Genomic DNA, 15,558 nt, shown 5'->3' on the forward strand with positions numbered 1-15,558 from the left:
TCGGCGGTGGGGTCTACCCCGTTGATGGTGCGGTGATGAAGTGGAGGGATTCGCAAGTGATGCAGACTGGGATTACCCGCATCGCCAGCACAAGCGTGCGCTCAAACGCTGAATGGGTTGTCGAAAACAGCACCTACTGATTTCTACCGCTAGCTAGCAGAACCGACGCAGTCAGTGAATTGCCGGCGCTGCGTTTCTGTCTACACTGCGGTAGCTCTTCTCGCTAACCCATGACGTGCTGAGGCCTGCCTATGCACCGTAACAGTAAGCCCCGCCAGTACGGCTGGATATTGGGTATTTCTATGGCCTTAGGCGCGAGCGTCTTCCCCCTTCAGGGTACGGCCGAAACCCTGGGCACGTTTCCTTCTGCACGCGCGAGCGACCCGATAAAAATGGGCTGGATGCAGGGGTTCCCACCTCCCCGGGACAAGCGCCTGAACTTCGCCGACGGTTCGTTTTTCAAGTTTCCGGCCATGCGCTGGAGCGTTGTGCACATGCGTGAGTTCATGCCCACTGTCAATGTGTCGCGAGGGCTGGGCGCACCGACTCAGTTGCCTCAGAGCCTCGATCCGCACATCGACGCAATCACGTTCCGGCCATTGAACGCCACTCAAGACATGACCTGGGAAGAGTCGCTGTGGCAGAACTACACCGACGGCATCTTGGTGCTACACAAAGGTCACATCGTTTATGAGCGCTACTTTGGCGCGCTCACACCCAGCCACCAACACGCCGCGATGTCACTGACAAAATCGCTGACTGGGGCGCTGGGCGCGGTCCTCGTCGCCGAAGGCACGTTGGACGAAAATCGCCCGGTCACCGACTACATCGCCGAACTCGAGGGCTCTGCGTTTGCCGACGCCACCGTGCGGCAAGTGCTGGATATGACGACCGCGCTGCAGTTCAACGAAGACTACGCCAACCCCAACGCCGATATCTGGGCATTCTCGGCAGCCGGCAACCCGCTGCCGAAACCCAGTGATTATCGCGGGGCAATCGGCTACTACGCCGCGCTGCAAACGATCAAAAAAGCCGGTCCACATGGTGATGCCTTCGGCTACAAAACCCCCAACGCTGACGCCTTGGGCTGGCTCATCGCCCGGGCCAGCGGCCAATCGGTGGACACACTTCTGGCCGAGCGAGTGTGGAGCAAAATTGGCATGGAACAGGACGGTTACTATTCGGTGGATGAACTGGGCACCCCCTTCGCCGGCGGCGGTTTCAACGCCGGTCTGCGCGACCTGGCACGCTTCGGCGAGCTGATTCGCAACAAAGGCAACTGGCAAGGCGAGCAGATTTTGCCCGCGCGTGCGCTCGAAGACATCGCCAAGGGCGGCAATCAGGCGAAATTCGCCAAAGCCGGATTTAGCGGACTGCTTAACTGGTCATATCGGGACATGTGGTGGCATACCGGCAACGCGCATGGCGCGTTTGCCGCGCGGGGCGTGCATGGGCAAACCATCTACATCGACCCCACCGCCGAAATGGTCATTGTGCGCTTCGCCTCACACCCCATTGCCGCCAACAGCGCCAACGATCCCACGTCGCTGCCCGCCTATGCCGCGGTTGCCCAGTATTTAATCGAACGGAGTAACGCCCCGTGAAACCGACCGACCTTTTCGATTTGCACGGCAAAGTCGCCATCGTCACCGGTGGTGGCAATGGCATCGGCGCCGCCTGTTGCCGGATGCTGGCCAATTACGGGGCCAGCGTGGTCGTCGCCGACTGGAAAGCCGCCGACGCACAAGAAGTCGCCCATGAAGTGACGACCAGCGGCGGCACCGCACTGGCGATGGAATGCAACGTACTGCGTGAAGACGACCTAATAACGCTGGTGGACCGCACGCTCAGCGAGTACGGCGGGATCCACATTTTGGTCAACAACGCCGGAGGTGGCGGCGCAGGCAAGGAAAGCCCATTCGAAATTTCCTTAGAGCAATTCGAGCGCCCCTTTCAAATCAATGTGTTCAGTGCTTGGCGCCTGGCGCAGCTATGCGCACCGCACATGAAGAAGGCCGGCTACGGTTCGATCATCAATATGTCGTCGATGAGTTCGATCAACAAAAGCCCCGCGATCAGTGCGTATGCCGCCTCCAAAGCGGCGATCAATCACATGACGGCGAACCTGGCCCATGACTACGGTCCGGAAATTCGCATCAATGCAGTAGGCCCCGGTGCCGTCAGAACCGCGGCCCTGGCAACGGTGCTCACCCCCGAAATCGAGGCGCGCATGCTGGCGCACACTCCGATCAAGCGCCTGGGTGAGCCGGATGACATTGCCGGAGCGGTGCTCTACTTTGCCGCGCCCATCTCAAGCTGGGTCAGCGGGCAAGTGCTATTCGTCAACGGCGGCGGTGTGCAAACGCTGGATTAAGTGCGTCCCCAAGAAAAAGGGAACAGCGAGTAGCCTGGAAGTGACGCGTGGAAAAGGCTTCGCCGTTTTTCCACCCTACGCAACGTCGAAGCGTCGGCGGAATGGGCAGGTGAGATGGCGTAGGGTGGATAACGCTTTGCTTATCCACCGGTACGATCTTTCCGCCAACATTAAACTCAAGGATGAGCCGTCATGTCCCACTACCTCCGCGCCCGTGTGCCAGGCGCCATGTATTTCTTCACCGTTAATCTGCTCAACCGTCGAAGTGTAGTGGTCTACTAATCCCGGACACCCATTTAGGGCGAGAATGCTCGCCATTCACAGGTGTTCGATGAGCAGGCAACGACGTACTTTCACTCCCCAGTTCAAGCACGAGGCAGCCAGCTTGGTGCTCGACCAGGGTTACAGCTGTCCCGAGGCAGCCAAATTCCTTGATGTAGGTGAGACCGCACTGCGGCGCTGGGTCAACCAGTTGCAGCTGGAGCGCGGTAGCATTACACCTACTGCCAAAGCACTTACGCCTGAGCAGCAAACCATTCAGGAGTTTCAAGCCCGCATCAACCGGCTGGAGCTTGAGAAGAAAATCTTAAAGGAGGCCACTGCGCTCTTGATGGCCGAAGAGCACGGGCGCAGACGTTGAAGTCGATTCGGCAGTTAGCAGCACGCTACCCCGTTCAACTGCTGTGTTCAGTGTTTGAACTGCCCCGTTCCTGTTACTACGCCCATATGGTTCGGCGCCGCCGCATGGATGTTCGGCGGGTGGGTTTACGCAGCCGCATCAACGAGCTTTTCAGCCAAAGTCGTAGCTCAGCTGGCAGCCGCAGTATCGTTGCCATGCTTAGGGATGAAAACGCCTATCCGCGAACAGACCTAGCAGTAAACGATTGCAGATATGCCGGAAGCCCTGACAGCCTAGTCAATCTCAATTGGCAACCAGAAAGCCTTTTTCTGGGAAGCGGCCTAAAATCAGCGGACATAAAAAATCCAGTCGCCGTTAAGTGACTGGATTTTCTAGGGATTTTTTGGTCGGGACGGAGTGATTCGAACACTCGACCCCTTGCACCCCATGCAAGTGCGCTACCAGGCTGCGCTACGCCCCGACTAGTGTTTTCAGCACTGCTGAAAACGGATCGAACTATACCTTAAGCACCTGAAAATGTGAAAGTTTTTTAGCACTCCGGTGGATTATTTCCGCAGGACTTGCAGCACTTCTTCAAGTTCCGAAATCATCTGCCGGATCATTTGCTTGTACTGGGTAGTGTCTTCCCGGGCTTCTTCGCTGGAGAGGCGTTGCCTCGCACCACCAATGGTGAAGCCCTGGTCGTAGAGGAGCGCCCGGATCTGGCGAATCATCAGCACGTCCTGACGCTGGTAATAACGCCTGTTGCCACGGCGCTTTACTGGATTGAGTTGTGAAAACTCTTGCTCCCAGTAACGCAGCACATGGGGCTTTACCGCGCAGAGTTCGCTGACTTCACCGATGGTGAAATAGCGTTTGCCCGGAATCGTCGGGAGCTCGTCGTTATGGCTTGGTTCCAGCATAGGTCTCGACCCTGGCTTTGAGTTTCTGCCCCGGACGGAACGTCACGACACGGCGTGCCGTGATCGGTATTTCCTCGCCTGTCTTCGGATTACGGCCAGGCCGCTGTCGCTTGTCGCGCAGGTCGAAGTTGCCGAATCCGGACAACTTGACCTGTTCGTTATGCTCCAGCGCCTGGCGAATTTCCTCAAAAAACAGCTCGACCAGCTCCTTGGCCTCGCGCTTGTTCAAGCCTAGCTCTTCATAAAGACGTTCGGCCATTTCAGCTTTCGTCAGAGCCCCCATACGCTATTTCCTTAACGTGGCGTTGTACCTTTCTTCCAGGGAAGTGAGAATTTGCTGCATCGCACTACTCACCTCATCGTCGTTTAGAGTGCGCGAAGGGTGCTGCCAGGTCAAGCCAACTGCCACACTTTTGCTAAGCGGATCAATACCTTTACCCTGATAGACGTCAAATAGCTTGAGGTCCGTCAGGTTATCGCCCGCCGCTTCGCGAATGCAGGTCAATACATCACCTGCGGGAACATCGACTGCCACCAGAATCGCCAGATCGCGACGCACCTCGGGGAAGCGCGACAGTTCGCTGAAGCGTGGCAGCCGCCCCTCACTGATTTCCGCAAGCAGCAGTTCGAATAGGTAGACCGGCTGGTCAATACCCAGGCTGGCGGCCAGCTCAGGATGCAGGCTGCCGGCGAAACCGACCAAGCGCCCTTCGCGCTCAATACGAGCCGTCTGCCCCGGATGCAGGGCAGGATGCTCGGTTGCAATGAAGGTATAGGTAGCGGCGTCGCCAGCGTAGCCGAGTACGGCCTCGATATCGGCTTTCATGTCATGGAAGTCGACAGCCTCGCGCCCATTGCTCCAGGCTTCCGGCAGACGGCTGCCTGTGACGACACCAGCCAGCATCGCCTCCTGCTTCAGATCACCAAGTTGACCGACAAAACGCAGCCCGCTTTCGAACAGGCGAACCCGCGTCTGCTGACGATTAAGGTTGTATTGCAGCGCCTTGATCAGACCTGGCCACAGGGTCGCCCGCATGGCGGCCATGTCCGAGGAAATCGGGTTGGCCAGTTGCAGCGGCTCAACGCCAGGGCTGAACAGTTCGAACAGCTTCGGATCGATGAAACTGTAGGTAATTGCCTCCTGATAGCCACGCGCAACCAGCAGACGGCGCAGCGCTGGCAGTTCTGCACGAGCTTCCGGGCTGGCCTCGGGCGCTAGGCGCGCCTGGGGATAACGCACTGGCAAGCGATCGTAGCCATACAACCGCCCCAGCTCTTCGATAAGGTCAACTTCAAGGCTGATATCAAAGCGATGGCTGGGCACGCTGACTTCCCAGCAGCCCTGCGACTTTTCGACAATGCCAAGGCCCAGTGCAGAAAGGAGCGAGACCACCTGCCCCGCCGGCATTTCCAGCCCAAGCATCTGATCGATACGCTCGGCACGCAACACAATCGGCGCGACATCCGGCAGATCAGCCTCGCTGGCGGCTTCGATCACCGGACCTGCATTGCCGCCAACGATCTGCAGCAGTAGTGCGGTGGCCCGCTCCATGGCACGACGGGCAAGCCTGGAATCCACACCACGCTCGTAACGATGGGAGGCGTCGGTGTGCAGACCATAAGAACGCGCCTTGCCCGCCAGTGCGATGGTGTCGAAGAAGGCGCTCTCAAGGAACAGGTCCTGCGTCGAAGCGCTCACACCGCTGTGTTCGCCACCCATCACACCAGCAATCGCGAGCGGACGCTGATGGTCGGCAATCACCAGCGTGTCAGCACGCAGTTGCACTTTCTGGCCGTCGAGTAGAACCAGTTCTTCCCGCTCTTGCGCCATCCTCACCCTGATGCCGCCGTTGATTTCGGCAAGATCAAAGGCATGCAGCGGCTGCCCCAGTTCGAGCATCACGTAATTGGTGACATCCACCACCGCATCGATGCTGCGGATATCGGAGCGACGCAGACGCTCAACCATCCACAGCGGCGTCGGACGCGACAGGTCGACGCCACTGATCACGCGACCGAGATAACGCGGGCAGGCTTTCGGAGCAAGCACTTCAACGGGACGTACCTCATCGTGTACGGCTGCTACCGGCGCAATATCGACTGGCACAACCTGCGCGCCGTAAATCGCACCCACTTCGCGAGCAAGCCCGGCGATGGACAGGCAATCGCCCCTGTTCGGAGTCAGACCGATTTCGATGCTCGCATCGTCCAGCCCCAGGTATTCACGCAGATCACCGCCCACCGGAGAATCCGGCGCCAACTCCATCAGCCCGCTGTCATCGGTGCCAATCTGCAGCTCGGTTTCCGAGCACAACATGCCATTGGACTCGACGCCACGCAGCTTGGCCTTCTTGATCTTGAAATCACCCGGCAGCTTTGCACCGATCATGGCGAAGGGAATTTTCAGGCCGGGACGCACATTCGGCGCACCACAGACCACCTGAAGGGTTTCGCTGCCATTGCTGACCTGGCACACGCGCAGCTTGTCGGCATCGGGATGCGGTTCGGTGCTCAACACTTCCCCCACCACCACGCCGCTGAATTCGCCGGCAACCGGAGTGACCGCATCCACTTCCAGACCAACCATAGATAGACGCGCCACAAGCTCCTCGCGGGAAACCTGTGGATTGACCCAAGTACGCAACCACTGTTCGCTGAATTTCATCCTGCTCTCCCAAAGATGCTTTGACTGGACCCGGACCTAGCGAAACTGCGCCAGGAATCTCAGGTCGTTATCGAAGAACAGGCGCAAATCATTGACGCCATAACGCAACATGGCCAGTCGCTCGGCGCCCATGCCGAAAGCGAAGCCCTGATATTTCTCCGGATCGATTCCAGACATGCGCAGCACATTCGGGTGCACCATTCCACAACCCATCACCTCAAGCCAGCCGGTCTGCTTGCACACACGACAGCCTTTACCGCTGCACATCACACACTGCATATCCACTTCAGCCGAGGGTTCGGTGAAGGGGAAGAATGATGGACGGAAACGCACGCCTAGCGGCTTCTCGAAGAACACCCGCAGAAACTGCTCGATGGTGCCCTTCAGGTCCGCGAAGCTGATGCCTTCATCGATGAGCAGGCCTTCGACCTGGTGAAACATCGGGGAATGGGTGATATCCGAATCACAGCGATAGACCCGGCCCGGACAGACGATACGGATAGGCGGCTGCTGCGACTCCATGGTGCGCACCTGCACTGGCGAGGTGTGAGTGCGCAGCAGCATGCGGGCGTCGAAATAGAAGGTGTCGTGCATCGCACGCGCAGGGTGGTGCCCCGGAATATTCAGTGCTTCGAAGTTGTGATAGTCATCCTCGACTTCCGGCCCCTCGGCAACGCTATAGCCGATATGACTGAAGAACTGCTCGATCCGCTCAAGCGTGCGGGTTACCGGATGCAGGCCGCCGCTGGCTTCACCGCGACCAGGCAGGGTCACATCGATTCGTTCGGCGGCAAGCCTGGCGCTCAGCGCCGCCTGTTCCAGATGGGCCTTCTTCGCATTCAGCTCATCCTGCACTCGGCCCTTCGCCGCATTGATCAGAGCGCCGGCTTTCGGTCGCTCATCCGCGGACAGCTTGCCCAGCGTCTGCATGACCTGGGTCAGCTCGCCCTTCTTGCCGAGGTATTGGACCCGGATCTGCTCCAGGGCATTGATGTCTTGACTATGTTGCACCGCCTCAAGCGCTTGCGAGACCAGTGCATCCAGGTTTTCCATGTACAACCTCCAGAGGTTCTTGCAGAACCGCACCGAGCGATACCCATCGCCTGGTGCACTTTTGCAAATGCCCCTTCAGATACGAAATAGGGGAAGAGCACAAGGCTCTTCCCCTATCGGTGACACTACGGATCCGAAGATCCGATTATCGATGGGCTTAGGCCAGAGAAGCTTTAGCTTTTTCGACAATCGCAGCAAAAGCTGCTTTTTCGTTCACTGCCAACTCGGCCAGAACCTTGCGGTCGATCTCGATGGCTGCTTTTTTCAGGCCAGCGATCAAACGGCTGTAAGACAGACCGTTTACACGCGCACCGGCGTTGATACGAGCAATCCACAGAGCGCGGAACTGACGCTTCCGCTGACGGCGGTCACGGTAGGCGTATTGGCCAGCCTTGATTACCGCCTGCTTGGCAACACGGAACACGCGCGAACGAGCGCCGTAGTAGCCTTTTGCGAGTTTCAGGATTTTCTTGTGACGGCGACGAGCGACGACGCCACGCTTAACACGAGCCATGAGTTATTCCTCTATTCTTGACCGATTAACGTACGCGCAGCATGCGCTCTACTTTTGCTTTGTCAGACGGGTGCATCAGAGATGTACCACGCAGCTGACGCTTACGCTTGGTAGACATTTTGGTCAGGATGTGGCTCTTGAAAGCGTGCTTGTGCTTGAAGCCATTAGCCGTCTTTTTGAAGCGCTTCGCAGCGCCACTTTTAGTCTTCATCTTTGGCATGTTCGGTACTCCACAGTGTGGGTGATTACAAATAACCGCAAGGCCTGCCAGTGCCCTGGGGGTTACTTTTTCTTCTTGGGAGCGATGACCATGATCAGCTGGCGTCCTTCCATCTTCGGATGCTGTTCGACCGAACCATATTCAACCAGGTCACCCTCGACCCGCTTCAACAGTTCCATCCCCAGCTCCTGATGGGCCATCTCACGACCGCGGAATCTCAACGATACCTTGGCCCTGTCCCCTTCACTCAGGAAACGTATCAGGTTGCGTAGCTTGACCTGATAGTCACCCTCTTCCGTCCCTGGGCGAAACTTGACTTCTTTCACCTGGATCTGCTTCTGGTTTTTCTTCGCCGCAGCAACCTGCTTCTTTTTCTCGAACAGGTGCTTGCCGTAATCCATCACACGGCATACGGGAGGTGATGCATCGGCGGAGATTTCCACCAGATCCAGCTTCGCTTCTTCAGCGATACGAAGCGCTTCATCAATCGAGACGATGCCAACCTGCTCGCCATCAGCACCAATCAAACGGACCTCACGAGCCGAGATATTCTCGTTGATCGGGGCCTTGGGTGCAGCTCGTTTATCCTGTCTCATTTCACGCTTAATAATGATTACTCCAATTCTTGGCGACCACGCCGGGAAACCGCTTGTGCCAGCAACCGGGCGAAATCATCCAGGGGCATTGAGCCCAGATCAGTTCCTTCACGGGTGCGCACGGCAACGGATCGTGTCTCGACTTCCCGATCTCCGATAACCAGAAGATAGGGAACCTTGAGCAAGGTATGCTCGCGGATTTTAAAGCCGATCTTTTCGTTTCTCAAGTCAGACTTGGCGCGGAAGCCGCTCTGATTGAGAATTTTCTCCACTTCGGTCGCGAAATCGGCCTGCTTGTCGGTGATATTCATCACCACCGCCTGCGTCGGCGCCAGCCATGCCGGGAATGCGCCCTCGTAGTGCTCGATCAGAATACCAATGAAGCGCTCGAACGAGCCGAGAATCGCACGGTGCAACATGACCGGATGCTGGCGATCATTGTTCTCGCTGACGTATTCAGCGCCAAGGCGGATCGGCAGATTGAAATCCAGCTGAAGCGTACCGCACTGCCAGACACGCCCAAGGCAGTCCTTCAGCGAGAACTCGATCTTCGGACCATAAAACGCGCCCTCTCCCGGCTGCAGGTCGTAAGGCAGGCCGGCGCTATCCAGCGCAGCTGCCAGAGCCGCTTCGGCGCGATCCCACAGATCATCGGAGCCGACACGCTTTTCCGGACGGGTCGAGAGCTTCAGCTCGATATCATCAAAGCCGAAATCTGCATACACCGCCTGCGTCAGCCTGATGAAATCAGCCGACTCGGACTGCATCTGCTCTTCCGTACAGAAAATATGCGCATCGTCCTGGGTAAAGCCGCGCACACGCATGATGCCATGCAACGCACCTGAGGGCTCGTTGCGGTGGCAGGCACCGAATTCGGCCAGACGCAGCGGCAGTTCGCGATAGCTTTTCAGGCCTTGGTTATAGACCTGAACATGACACGGGCAGTTCATCGGCTTGATCGCGTAGTCGCGGCTTTCCGATTCAGTGGTGAACATGTTCTCGGCGTAGTTGGCCCAGTGTCCGGATTTCTCCCAGAGCACTCGATCAACCACCTGCGGTGTGCGGATTTCCTGATAGCCATTCTCGCGCTGCACCTGGCGCATGTACTGTTCAAGCACCTGGTAGAGCGTCCAGCCATTGGGATGCCAGAAGACCATCCCCGGCGCCTCTTCCTGGGCATGAAACAACCCCAGGCGCTTGCCGATCTTGCGGTGATCACGCTTTTCGGCTTCTTCGATGCGCTGAATATAGGCAGCCAGCTGCTTCTTGTCGGCCCAGGCAGTGCCATAGATGCGCTGCAACTGCTCGTTCTTCGCGTCGCCACGCCAGTAGGCACCGGAAAACTTGGTCAGCTTGAACGACTTGAGAAAGCGCGTATTGGGCACGTGCGGCCCACGGCACATGTCGACATATTCTTCGTGGTAGTACAGCCCCATAGCCTGTTCGTCAGGCATGTCTTCGATCAGGCGCAGCTTGTAATCCTCACCGCGCGCCCGAAACACCTCGATGACTTCAGCGCGTGGAGTGAGCTTCTTGATCACGTCATATTCGGTGTCGATCAGCGCCTTCATGCGCTGCTCGATGGCGACCATATCCTCAGGGGTCAAAGGCCGCTCGAAGGCGATATCGTAGTAGAAGCCTTCGGCGATTACCGGGCCGATCACCATTTTCGCCGCCGGATAGAGCTGCTTGACCGCATGCCCGACCAAGTGTGCACAAGAGTGCCGAATGATCTCCAGCCCCTCTTCATCTTTGGATGTGATGATCTGCAGGGTCGCGTCATTCTCGATCAGGTCGCAGGCATCGACCAGGCGACCATTGACCTTCCCGGCAATGGTCGCCTTGGCAAGGCCGGCGCCGATGGACTGGGCAACCTCGGCAACGGAGACGGAATGATCGAACGAACGCTGACTGCCGTCAGGAAGAGTAATGATGGGCATGGCGCCTCCTCTCCTAGTGGTGACCCCTACCAAAGGCCACGTGGGTTGGGATGAGCCAGGAAAGCGATTCGCCGAATAACCCGCCGCACGGTGGCAGGAGCCCGAAGACTGATCGAAACGAACCGAAGTCACTGGGAACATGGGGCACGGAGACTTTCAGAAAGCCACCGCACGAACAATCAACGCAAAAAAAAGGGCCGCTATCGCGACCCTTTTCGGAATTGGTAGGCACAATTGGATTCGAACCAACGACCCCCACCATGTCAAGGTGGTGCTCTAACCAACTGAGCTATGTGCCTCCGATGGACGCGCATTCTATAGATACCCATGACAGCGTCAAGCTTTTTTTCGCTAAGCCACTGATATCTGTGATTTTTGAAAGCGGCGAGCAGCGCAATCAACGTCTCTATGGTGCGGAAGGGTTTGTAGCGCTAGCATCGCGTCAAATATTCAGAACAGGGATTAACAAAATGCCGCACACGCCCTATCCCGATTCCTACTACGCCGCCTCGGCAAATCCGGCACCTCGCCGTGAAGTCTTGAGCGACAACATCCAGACGGATGTCTGCGTGATCGGCGCAGGCTATACCGGGCTCTCAACGGCCCTCTTTCTTCTGGAACAGGGTTTTCGGGTTGTGGTTCTGGAGGCAGCCAAGGTTGGCTTCGGTGCCTCCGGGCGCAACGGCGGGCAGATCGTCAACAGCTATAGCCGCGACATCGACACCGTCGAGCGCAGCGCCGGCCCTGATGCCGCACGACTGATCGGCGCGATGGCGTTCGAGGGCGCACGCATCATCCGCGAGCGAGTCACGCGCTACGGCATCGACTGCGACCTGAAAAACGGTGGTGTATTCGCCGCCTTCAATGCCAGACAGATGCACCATCTTGAAGCGCAAAAAGCGCTTTGGGAGCGATATGGCTACGACCAACTGGAAATGCTCGACCACAACAGCATTCGCAACGTCGTGGCCTGCGATCGCTACAGCGGCGGGATGCTGGACCACGGAGGCGGCCATATCCATCCACTCAACCTGGCGCTGGGCGAAGCGGAGGCTGTGGAATCCTTGGGCGGGATCATTTATGAGCAAAGCCCAGCCCTTCGCATCGACCGTGGCGACTCACCCCGCGTGCACACAACCAGCGGCCAAGTCAGCGCCAAATTCGTGGTTGTTGCGGGCAATGCCTACCTCGGTAACCTGGTGCCGGAACTGGCCGCAAAATCAATGCCCTGCGGTACTCAGGTCATCGCCACGGAGCCGCTGGGCGATGAACTCGCTGCCAGCCTGCTGCCACAGGATTACTGCGTTGAGGACTGCAATTATCTGCTCGACTATTTCCGGCTATCGGCGGACAAGCGCCTGATCTACGGCGGCGGCGTGGTGTACGGCGCACGCGACCCGGCGGATATCGATTCAATTATTCGCACAAAAATGCTCAAGACCTTCCCGCAACTGCAAGGTATCAAGACGGAGTTCGCCTGGACTGGCAACTTTCTGCTGACCCTGTCGCGCATGCCGCAAGTCGGACGAATCGGCGACAATATCTACTACTCGCAGGGTTGCAGTGGGCACGGGGTGACCTATACCCACCTGGCCGGGAAAATCATTGCCGAGGCATTGCGTGGCCAAGCCGAACGCTTCGACGCCTTCGCCAATCTGCCGCACTACCCGTTTCCTGGCGGCCAGCAGTTCAGCGCACCGCTCAGCGCGCTCGGCGCGCTGTATTACAGCCTACGAGACCGGATAGGGTTCTAAATCACTGCACCGGACACGCCGGCAGTGACTCACAGCCCCCCGCCTGCTCGCGCTGCTGCGACAACCCGACAGCAAACCGCTTATCCTCGGGGGCCAATTGAACAGCGCAGGCTTTCGCCCTGGAAGCCTGTGTCGCGCAACCACGCTCGGCCAGCAGTTGGGCGAGGTTGAACCAGCCCGCCGCGAAGGCGTCATCACTCGCAATGCTGCTGCGCAAGGCCTCTTCCGCTGCGTGCCGGTCACCCTCCGCATACAAGCTATTGGCCAGTGCAAACCAGGACAGACCGCCAGACCAATGCGCCGTCGCCGCCTCATAAGCCTTCCGGGCCGCATCCTTGCGTCCGGTCTGCTCCAGATCATTCGCTGCCTTCAGCCACACGGTCTCCCTCGCACCCGCGGGCAGCTGACCAGGCTCAACCGTTACCACAGCCCAACGATCACCCTTGGCCCAACTGCGCTCGAACTGGTGAAAGCTGCCCGTCCAGCGCTGAGTGGTTCCGGATCGCAGGATAATTGTCTGGCTCGCCAGGTCATAACCCACCACAACCGCAAAATGCCACTGGGGCCAGCGGTCGAAGGCAAGGTTCTGCAACACCAGCACCGGATTGCCCGCCGCAACCTCAGCAAGCAACGCATCCAGACGCGGCTCAAGCGGATAGACCAGCAGATCGTGAGCTCTGGCCGCAGCCACCATTTCGATCTGCAGGCTACCCTTGCGCTCCGGAATATAAACGCGCTCGACCAACTGCTCGGGATCAGTGCCGATGCCCCGATGAGTCAGCATGGTCGCCAGCGCAGCCGGTCCGCACTGGTAATCTTCCTGCGGGTAAAACGGCACGTCGACCAGCTCAACCCTTTCGGGCAGACCCATGCTGCCCGTCACCGGCACCGGACTGCGCGCGCAAGCCCCGAGCAGAATGGCGCCCAACAGCAGGAGCAGCCTTCCAATCAACGGTTGATGCAATTGATGAAGTTGAAGATATTGGTCGCGCACAGCATGTCGGTGATGATGAAGATCACCAGAAACAGCACAATGACCCCAACCACGCCCGCACCGGCCGGTGCCTGATCCAGTTGCTGATTGAATTGCGCAAGCTCCGCAGGTGTCAGACTGTTGATACGCTGTTCGACCTGATTACGCTCGACACCCATGGATTCGAGCTTCTTCTGCACATCGGTATCGTCGAGCATCGTCAGCAACTGCTGTCGATCAACCTGCTGCTGTTGCTCGGCAATCACCTCCGGCGTGCCTATCATCGCGGCCTGAGCCAGGGGAATTTGCGCAAAGAGCATGAAATGCATCGCAGCAAGAATACTGGCAACACGCTTCATCAGGGACGAATTGAACATGGCGGAACTCCTTATTGTGTTCATCAGCCCTCGCGCCGTCGCTGTGGGCCATCGCAGCTAAGACGTGGTCACTGTTGCGCCAGTTCCCTTCAAGGTGATTTTCTGTCTCGCACAGCTCAAGAACATCCGGAGAAAGCATGAACATCCAAACAACCCTATTGATACTGCTCGGCCTGACGCTGGCAGGCTGCGAGTCATCGCCATCGACACAATCTCCAGCCACTACGGGCGACTGCAACGCCGCAGCGGTTCGCGGCCTCATTGGCAAGCAGGCCAGCCCCGTCCTGCTCGACCAGGCCCGTCGCGACAGTGGTGCAGAAGTGGCACGCCTGCTCCGGCCTGACGACATCGTCACACTGGAATACAACGCCCAGCGCCTGACACTGTCGACGGACAAAGATGGACGGATCACTCGCATCGGCTGCGGCTGACTGGTTATTGATGAGCCATTGTACGATTGCGCAGGCTGTTCGCCGACACCGACCTGGGAGGCGTCAACAGGAAGTACAGGTTGTAACGCTGGATGATCACCTGCGCCAGCAAGGGTACCGCAAGCCCTATCAACGTACCGACCAGCAAGTGCGCAACTATGGAGTCAATATCCAGAAAAGCACTCATGATCACCCGCACACCGCTGCCCGCCAGGATATGCAGCAGATAAATTGTCATTGAAGAAGCGCCGAAAAACAGCAGCCACTGGATACGAAACCGCCCCAACCACATCGACAGCGTGACCATGAACAGAATCGAAATGGTCGCCAGCGCCAGGGCGGCCACTCCACCGACGTCCCAAGTCAGCCCCAGTGGAACGTGAAACGCATACTGTCCCGCTATGAACAACGCGCCAAACAGCAGCATCAATTGGGTATGACGGGCCAGAAGAAAGGCCTTGACCTCGTTGATCCAGATACCCAATGCGAAAAATATGGCATTACCCAGCACGAACTGCACAGCACTGTTGGCCAGCATGGCCTGCCTGAAGAGGTAAAGAATGGCGAACGCCAGCAGTATGGGCAGAAACAAGCGGCGCCCGGCCCTGGCATAAACGAACGAACACACCACGAAAATCAGAAACAGCGCATAAAGAAACCAAAACTGCGCTCGCGGCGACCAGACCAACGAAAACAGAACGCTCGAGAGAGCGACATCACCGTTGGTGTAATCCGACAAGACCACCTCGAACAGCCCCTGCAACAGCGACCAGAGCAGAAACGGATAGACGATGGTATCGACCTTATTGACGATCAGCCCTGTCTTGCCCCGCTTCATCAATGAGTCGTAAAAGAACAGCCCCGAAAGAAAGAAGAACAAGGGCATATGGAAGCTGTAGATGATGCTGTCCACCAGCACGTAGCGACCTTCATCCATCGGCAGGCCAGCATTGAAGACACCGCGCGCCACATGTCCATAGACCACCAGAATGATGCCGATGCCCTTGGCATAATCGACCCAGGCATTTCTTTCCTGCATTGCGCTCCTCCTCATCATCTGTGCAATAGCAGACGTGTCCCGACCAGCCACTGGCAGGATGAAGAGGACTAGACAAGAAA

General features: G+C 57.9%; 15 protein-coding genes, 2 tRNA genes and 2 pseudogenes. 6 read left to right on the forward strand and 13 right to left on the reverse strand.

Annotated elements, in window-relative coordinates; genetic code table 11:
- Positions 1-302: 302 nt before the first annotated feature.
- The 4 genes and pseudogenes from NAV32_RS13060 to NAV32_RS13070 form a co-directional block, all read left to right on the forward strand.
- Positions 303-1,604, forward strand: a complete 1,302-nt coding sequence (locus NAV32_RS13060; RefSeq protein ID WP_256053281.1) for a serine hydrolase domain-containing protein — start codon at positions 303-305, stop codon at positions 1,602-1,604.
- Positions 1,601-2,374 (forward strand): glucose 1-dehydrogenase, encoded by a 774-nt coding sequence (locus NAV32_RS13065; RefSeq protein ID WP_256053239.1) that lies wholly within the window; start codon positions 1,601-1,603, stop codon positions 2,372-2,374. Before NAV32_RS13060 ends, NAV32_RS13065 begins: the two co-directional genes overlap by 4 nt.
- Positions 2,375-2,566: 192 nt before the next feature.
- A pseudogene (locus NAV32_RS17665) lies at positions 2,567-2,641 on the forward strand (REP-associated tyrosine transposase); the annotation flags it as partial.
- A gap of 64 nt (positions 2,642-2,705) precedes the next feature.
- Positions 2,706-3,223, forward strand: a pseudogene (locus NAV32_RS13070) (transposase); the annotation flags it as partial.
- 174 nt (positions 3,224-3,397) lie between these two features.
- On the opposite strand, the gene NAV32_RS13075 reads toward NAV32_RS13070, so the two are convergent.
- The 10 genes from NAV32_RS13075 to NAV32_RS13120 all read right to left on the reverse strand — a co-directional run bounded on the left by NAV32_RS13075 (position 3,398) and on the right by NAV32_RS13120 (position 11,203).
- Positions 3,398-3,474, reverse strand: a tRNA-Pro gene (locus NAV32_RS13075).
- Between the two features lie 85 nt (positions 3,475-3,559).
- The gene (locus NAV32_RS13080; protein WP_256053240.1) at positions 3,560-3,916 is read right to left on the reverse strand and encodes a MerR family transcriptional regulator; all 357 of its coding nucleotides are present in this window, start codon (positions 3,914-3,916) and stop codon (positions 3,560-3,562) included.
- Positions 3,897-4,199 carry an integration host factor subunit alpha gene (gene ihfA, locus NAV32_RS13085; protein WP_256053241.1) on the reverse strand — a complete coding sequence of 101 codons (303 nt, stop codon included), beginning with the start codon at positions 4,197-4,199 and terminating at the stop codon, positions 3,897-3,899. Before ihfA ends, NAV32_RS13080 begins: the two co-directional genes overlap by 20 nt.
- Before the next feature lie 3 nt (positions 4,200-4,202).
- Complete coding sequence (gene pheT / locus NAV32_RS13090) at positions 4,203-6,581, reverse strand: phenylalanine--tRNA ligase subunit beta (protein ID WP_256053242.1); 2,379 nt, start codon at positions 6,579-6,581, stop codon at positions 4,203-4,205.
- Positions 6,582-6,617: 36 nt separating this feature from the next.
- Complete coding sequence (pheS, locus tag NAV32_RS13095) at positions 6,618-7,634, reverse strand: phenylalanine--tRNA ligase subunit alpha (RefSeq protein WP_256053243.1); 1,017 nt, start codon at positions 7,632-7,634, stop codon at positions 6,618-6,620.
- 157 nt (positions 7,635-7,791) lie between these two features.
- Entirely contained in the window at positions 7,792-8,148 is a 357-nt protein-coding gene (gene rplT, locus NAV32_RS13100) for a 50S ribosomal protein L20 (RefSeq protein ID WP_131648508.1), read from the reverse strand.
- A gap of 25 nt (positions 8,149-8,173) precedes the next feature.
- The gene (gene rpmI, locus NAV32_RS13105; RefSeq protein ID WP_256053244.1) at positions 8,174-8,368 is read right to left on the reverse strand and encodes a 50S ribosomal protein L35; all 195 of its coding nucleotides are present in this window, start codon (positions 8,366-8,368) and stop codon (positions 8,174-8,176) included.
- A 62-nt stretch (positions 8,369-8,430) separates the two neighbouring features.
- Positions 8,431-8,982, reverse strand: coding sequence for a translation initiation factor IF-3 (gene infC, locus NAV32_RS13110; protein WP_256053282.1), 552 nt, complete (start codon positions 8,980-8,982; stop codon positions 8,431-8,433).
- The gene (gene thrS, locus NAV32_RS13115) at positions 8,982-10,904 is read right to left on the reverse strand and encodes a threonine--tRNA ligase (protein ID WP_256053246.1); all 1,923 of its coding nucleotides are present in this window, start codon (positions 10,902-10,904) and stop codon (positions 8,982-8,984) included. Before thrS ends, infC begins: the two co-directional genes overlap by 1 nt.
- A 222-nt stretch (positions 10,905-11,126) precedes the next feature.
- Positions 11,127-11,203: transfer RNA gene (locus NAV32_RS13120), tRNA-Val, on the reverse strand.
- A 171-nt stretch (positions 11,204-11,374) separates the two neighbouring features.
- On the opposite strand from NAV32_RS13120, the gene NAV32_RS13125 reads away from it, so the two are divergent.
- Positions 11,375-12,658, forward strand: coding sequence for an NAD(P)/FAD-dependent oxidoreductase (locus NAV32_RS13125; RefSeq protein WP_256053247.1), 1,284 nt, complete (start codon positions 11,375-11,377; stop codon positions 12,656-12,658).
- Between the two features lies 1 nt (position 12,659).
- Here NAV32_RS13125 and NAV32_RS13130 read toward each other — a convergent pair whose 3' ends face one another.
- Positions 12,660-13,529: a PA2778 family cysteine peptidase gene (locus tag NAV32_RS13130; protein WP_423836432.1), complete on the reverse strand. Its 870-nt coding sequence runs from the start codon at positions 13,527-13,529 to the stop codon at positions 12,660-12,662.
- A gap of 77 nt (positions 13,530-13,606) precedes the next feature.
- Complete coding sequence (locus tag NAV32_RS13135; protein ID WP_256053249.1) at positions 13,607-14,008, reverse strand: PA2779 family protein; 402 nt, start codon at positions 14,006-14,008, stop codon at positions 13,607-13,609.
- Between the two features lie 137 nt (positions 14,009-14,145).
- Between NAV32_RS13135 and NAV32_RS13140 the strand changes: the two genes are divergently transcribed.
- On the forward strand, positions 14,146-14,439 hold the full coding sequence (locus NAV32_RS13140; RefSeq protein WP_256053250.1) for an I78 family peptidase inhibitor: 294 nt from the start codon (positions 14,146-14,148) through the stop codon (positions 14,437-14,439).
- Between the two features lie 4 nt (positions 14,440-14,443).
- Here NAV32_RS13140 and NAV32_RS13145 read toward each other — a convergent pair whose 3' ends face one another.
- Complete coding sequence (locus NAV32_RS13145; RefSeq protein ID WP_256053251.1) at positions 14,444-15,478, reverse strand: acyltransferase family protein; 1,035 nt, start codon at positions 15,476-15,478, stop codon at positions 14,444-14,446.
- Positions 15,479-15,558: the final 80 nt, after the last annotated feature.

The sequence above is a fragment of the Stutzerimonas stutzeri genome, assembly GCF_024448695.1.
Taxonomy (GTDB): Bacteria; Pseudomonadota; Gammaproteobacteria; order Pseudomonadales; family Pseudomonadaceae; genus Stutzerimonas; species Stutzerimonas stutzeri_T.

What these genes read in the sequence shown, in the direction of transcription:
- NAV32_RS13060 (WP_256053281.1), top strand. Translation starts at nt 303, where the DNA reads ATGGCCTTAGGCGCGAGCGTCTTCCCCCTTCAGGGTACGGCCGAAACC.
- NAV32_RS13080 (WP_256053240.1), bottom strand. Translation starts at nt 3,916, where the DNA reads ATGCTGGAACCAAGCCATAACGACGAGCTCCCGACGATTCCGGGCAAA.
- ihfA (WP_256053241.1), bottom strand. Translation starts at nt 4,199, where the DNA reads ATGGGGGCTCTGACGAAAGCTGAAATGGCCGAACGTCTTTATGAAGAG.
- pheT (WP_256053242.1), bottom strand. Translation starts at nt 6,581, where the DNA reads ATGAAATTCAGCGAACAGTGGTTGCGTACTTGGGTCAATCCACAGGTT.
- pheS (WP_256053243.1), bottom strand. Translation starts at nt 7,634, where the DNA reads ATGGAAAACCTGGATGCACTGGTCTCGCAAGCGCTTGAGGCGGTGCAA.
- rplT (WP_131648508.1), bottom strand. Translation starts at nt 8,148, where the DNA reads ATGGCTCGTGTTAAGCGTGGCGTCGTCGCTCGTCGCCGTCACAAGAAA.
- rpmI (WP_256053244.1), bottom strand. Translation starts at nt 8,368, where the DNA reads ATGCCAAAGATGAAGACTAAAAGTGGCGCTGCGAAGCGCTTCAAAAAG.
- thrS (WP_256053246.1), bottom strand. Translation starts at nt 10,904, where the DNA reads ATGCCCATCATTACTCTTCCTGACGGCAGTCAGCGTTCGTTCGATCAT.
- NAV32_RS13125 (WP_256053247.1), top strand. Translation starts at nt 11,375, where the DNA reads ATGCCGCACACGCCCTATCCCGATTCCTACTACGCCGCCTCGGCAAAT.
- NAV32_RS13130 (WP_423836432.1), bottom strand. Translation starts at nt 13,529, where the DNA reads ATGGGTCTGCCCGAAAGGGTTGAGCTGGTCGACGTGCCGTTTTACCCG.
- NAV32_RS13135 (WP_256053249.1), bottom strand. Translation starts at nt 14,008, where the DNA reads ATGTTCAATTCGTCCCTGATGAAGCGTGTTGCCAGTATTCTTGCTGCG.
- NAV32_RS13140 (WP_256053250.1), top strand. Translation starts at nt 14,146, where the DNA reads ATGAACATCCAAACAACCCTATTGATACTGCTCGGCCTGACGCTGGCA.
- NAV32_RS13145 (WP_256053251.1), bottom strand. Translation starts at nt 15,478, where the DNA reads ATGCAGGAAAGAAATGCCTGGGTCGATTATGCCAAGGGCATCGGCATC.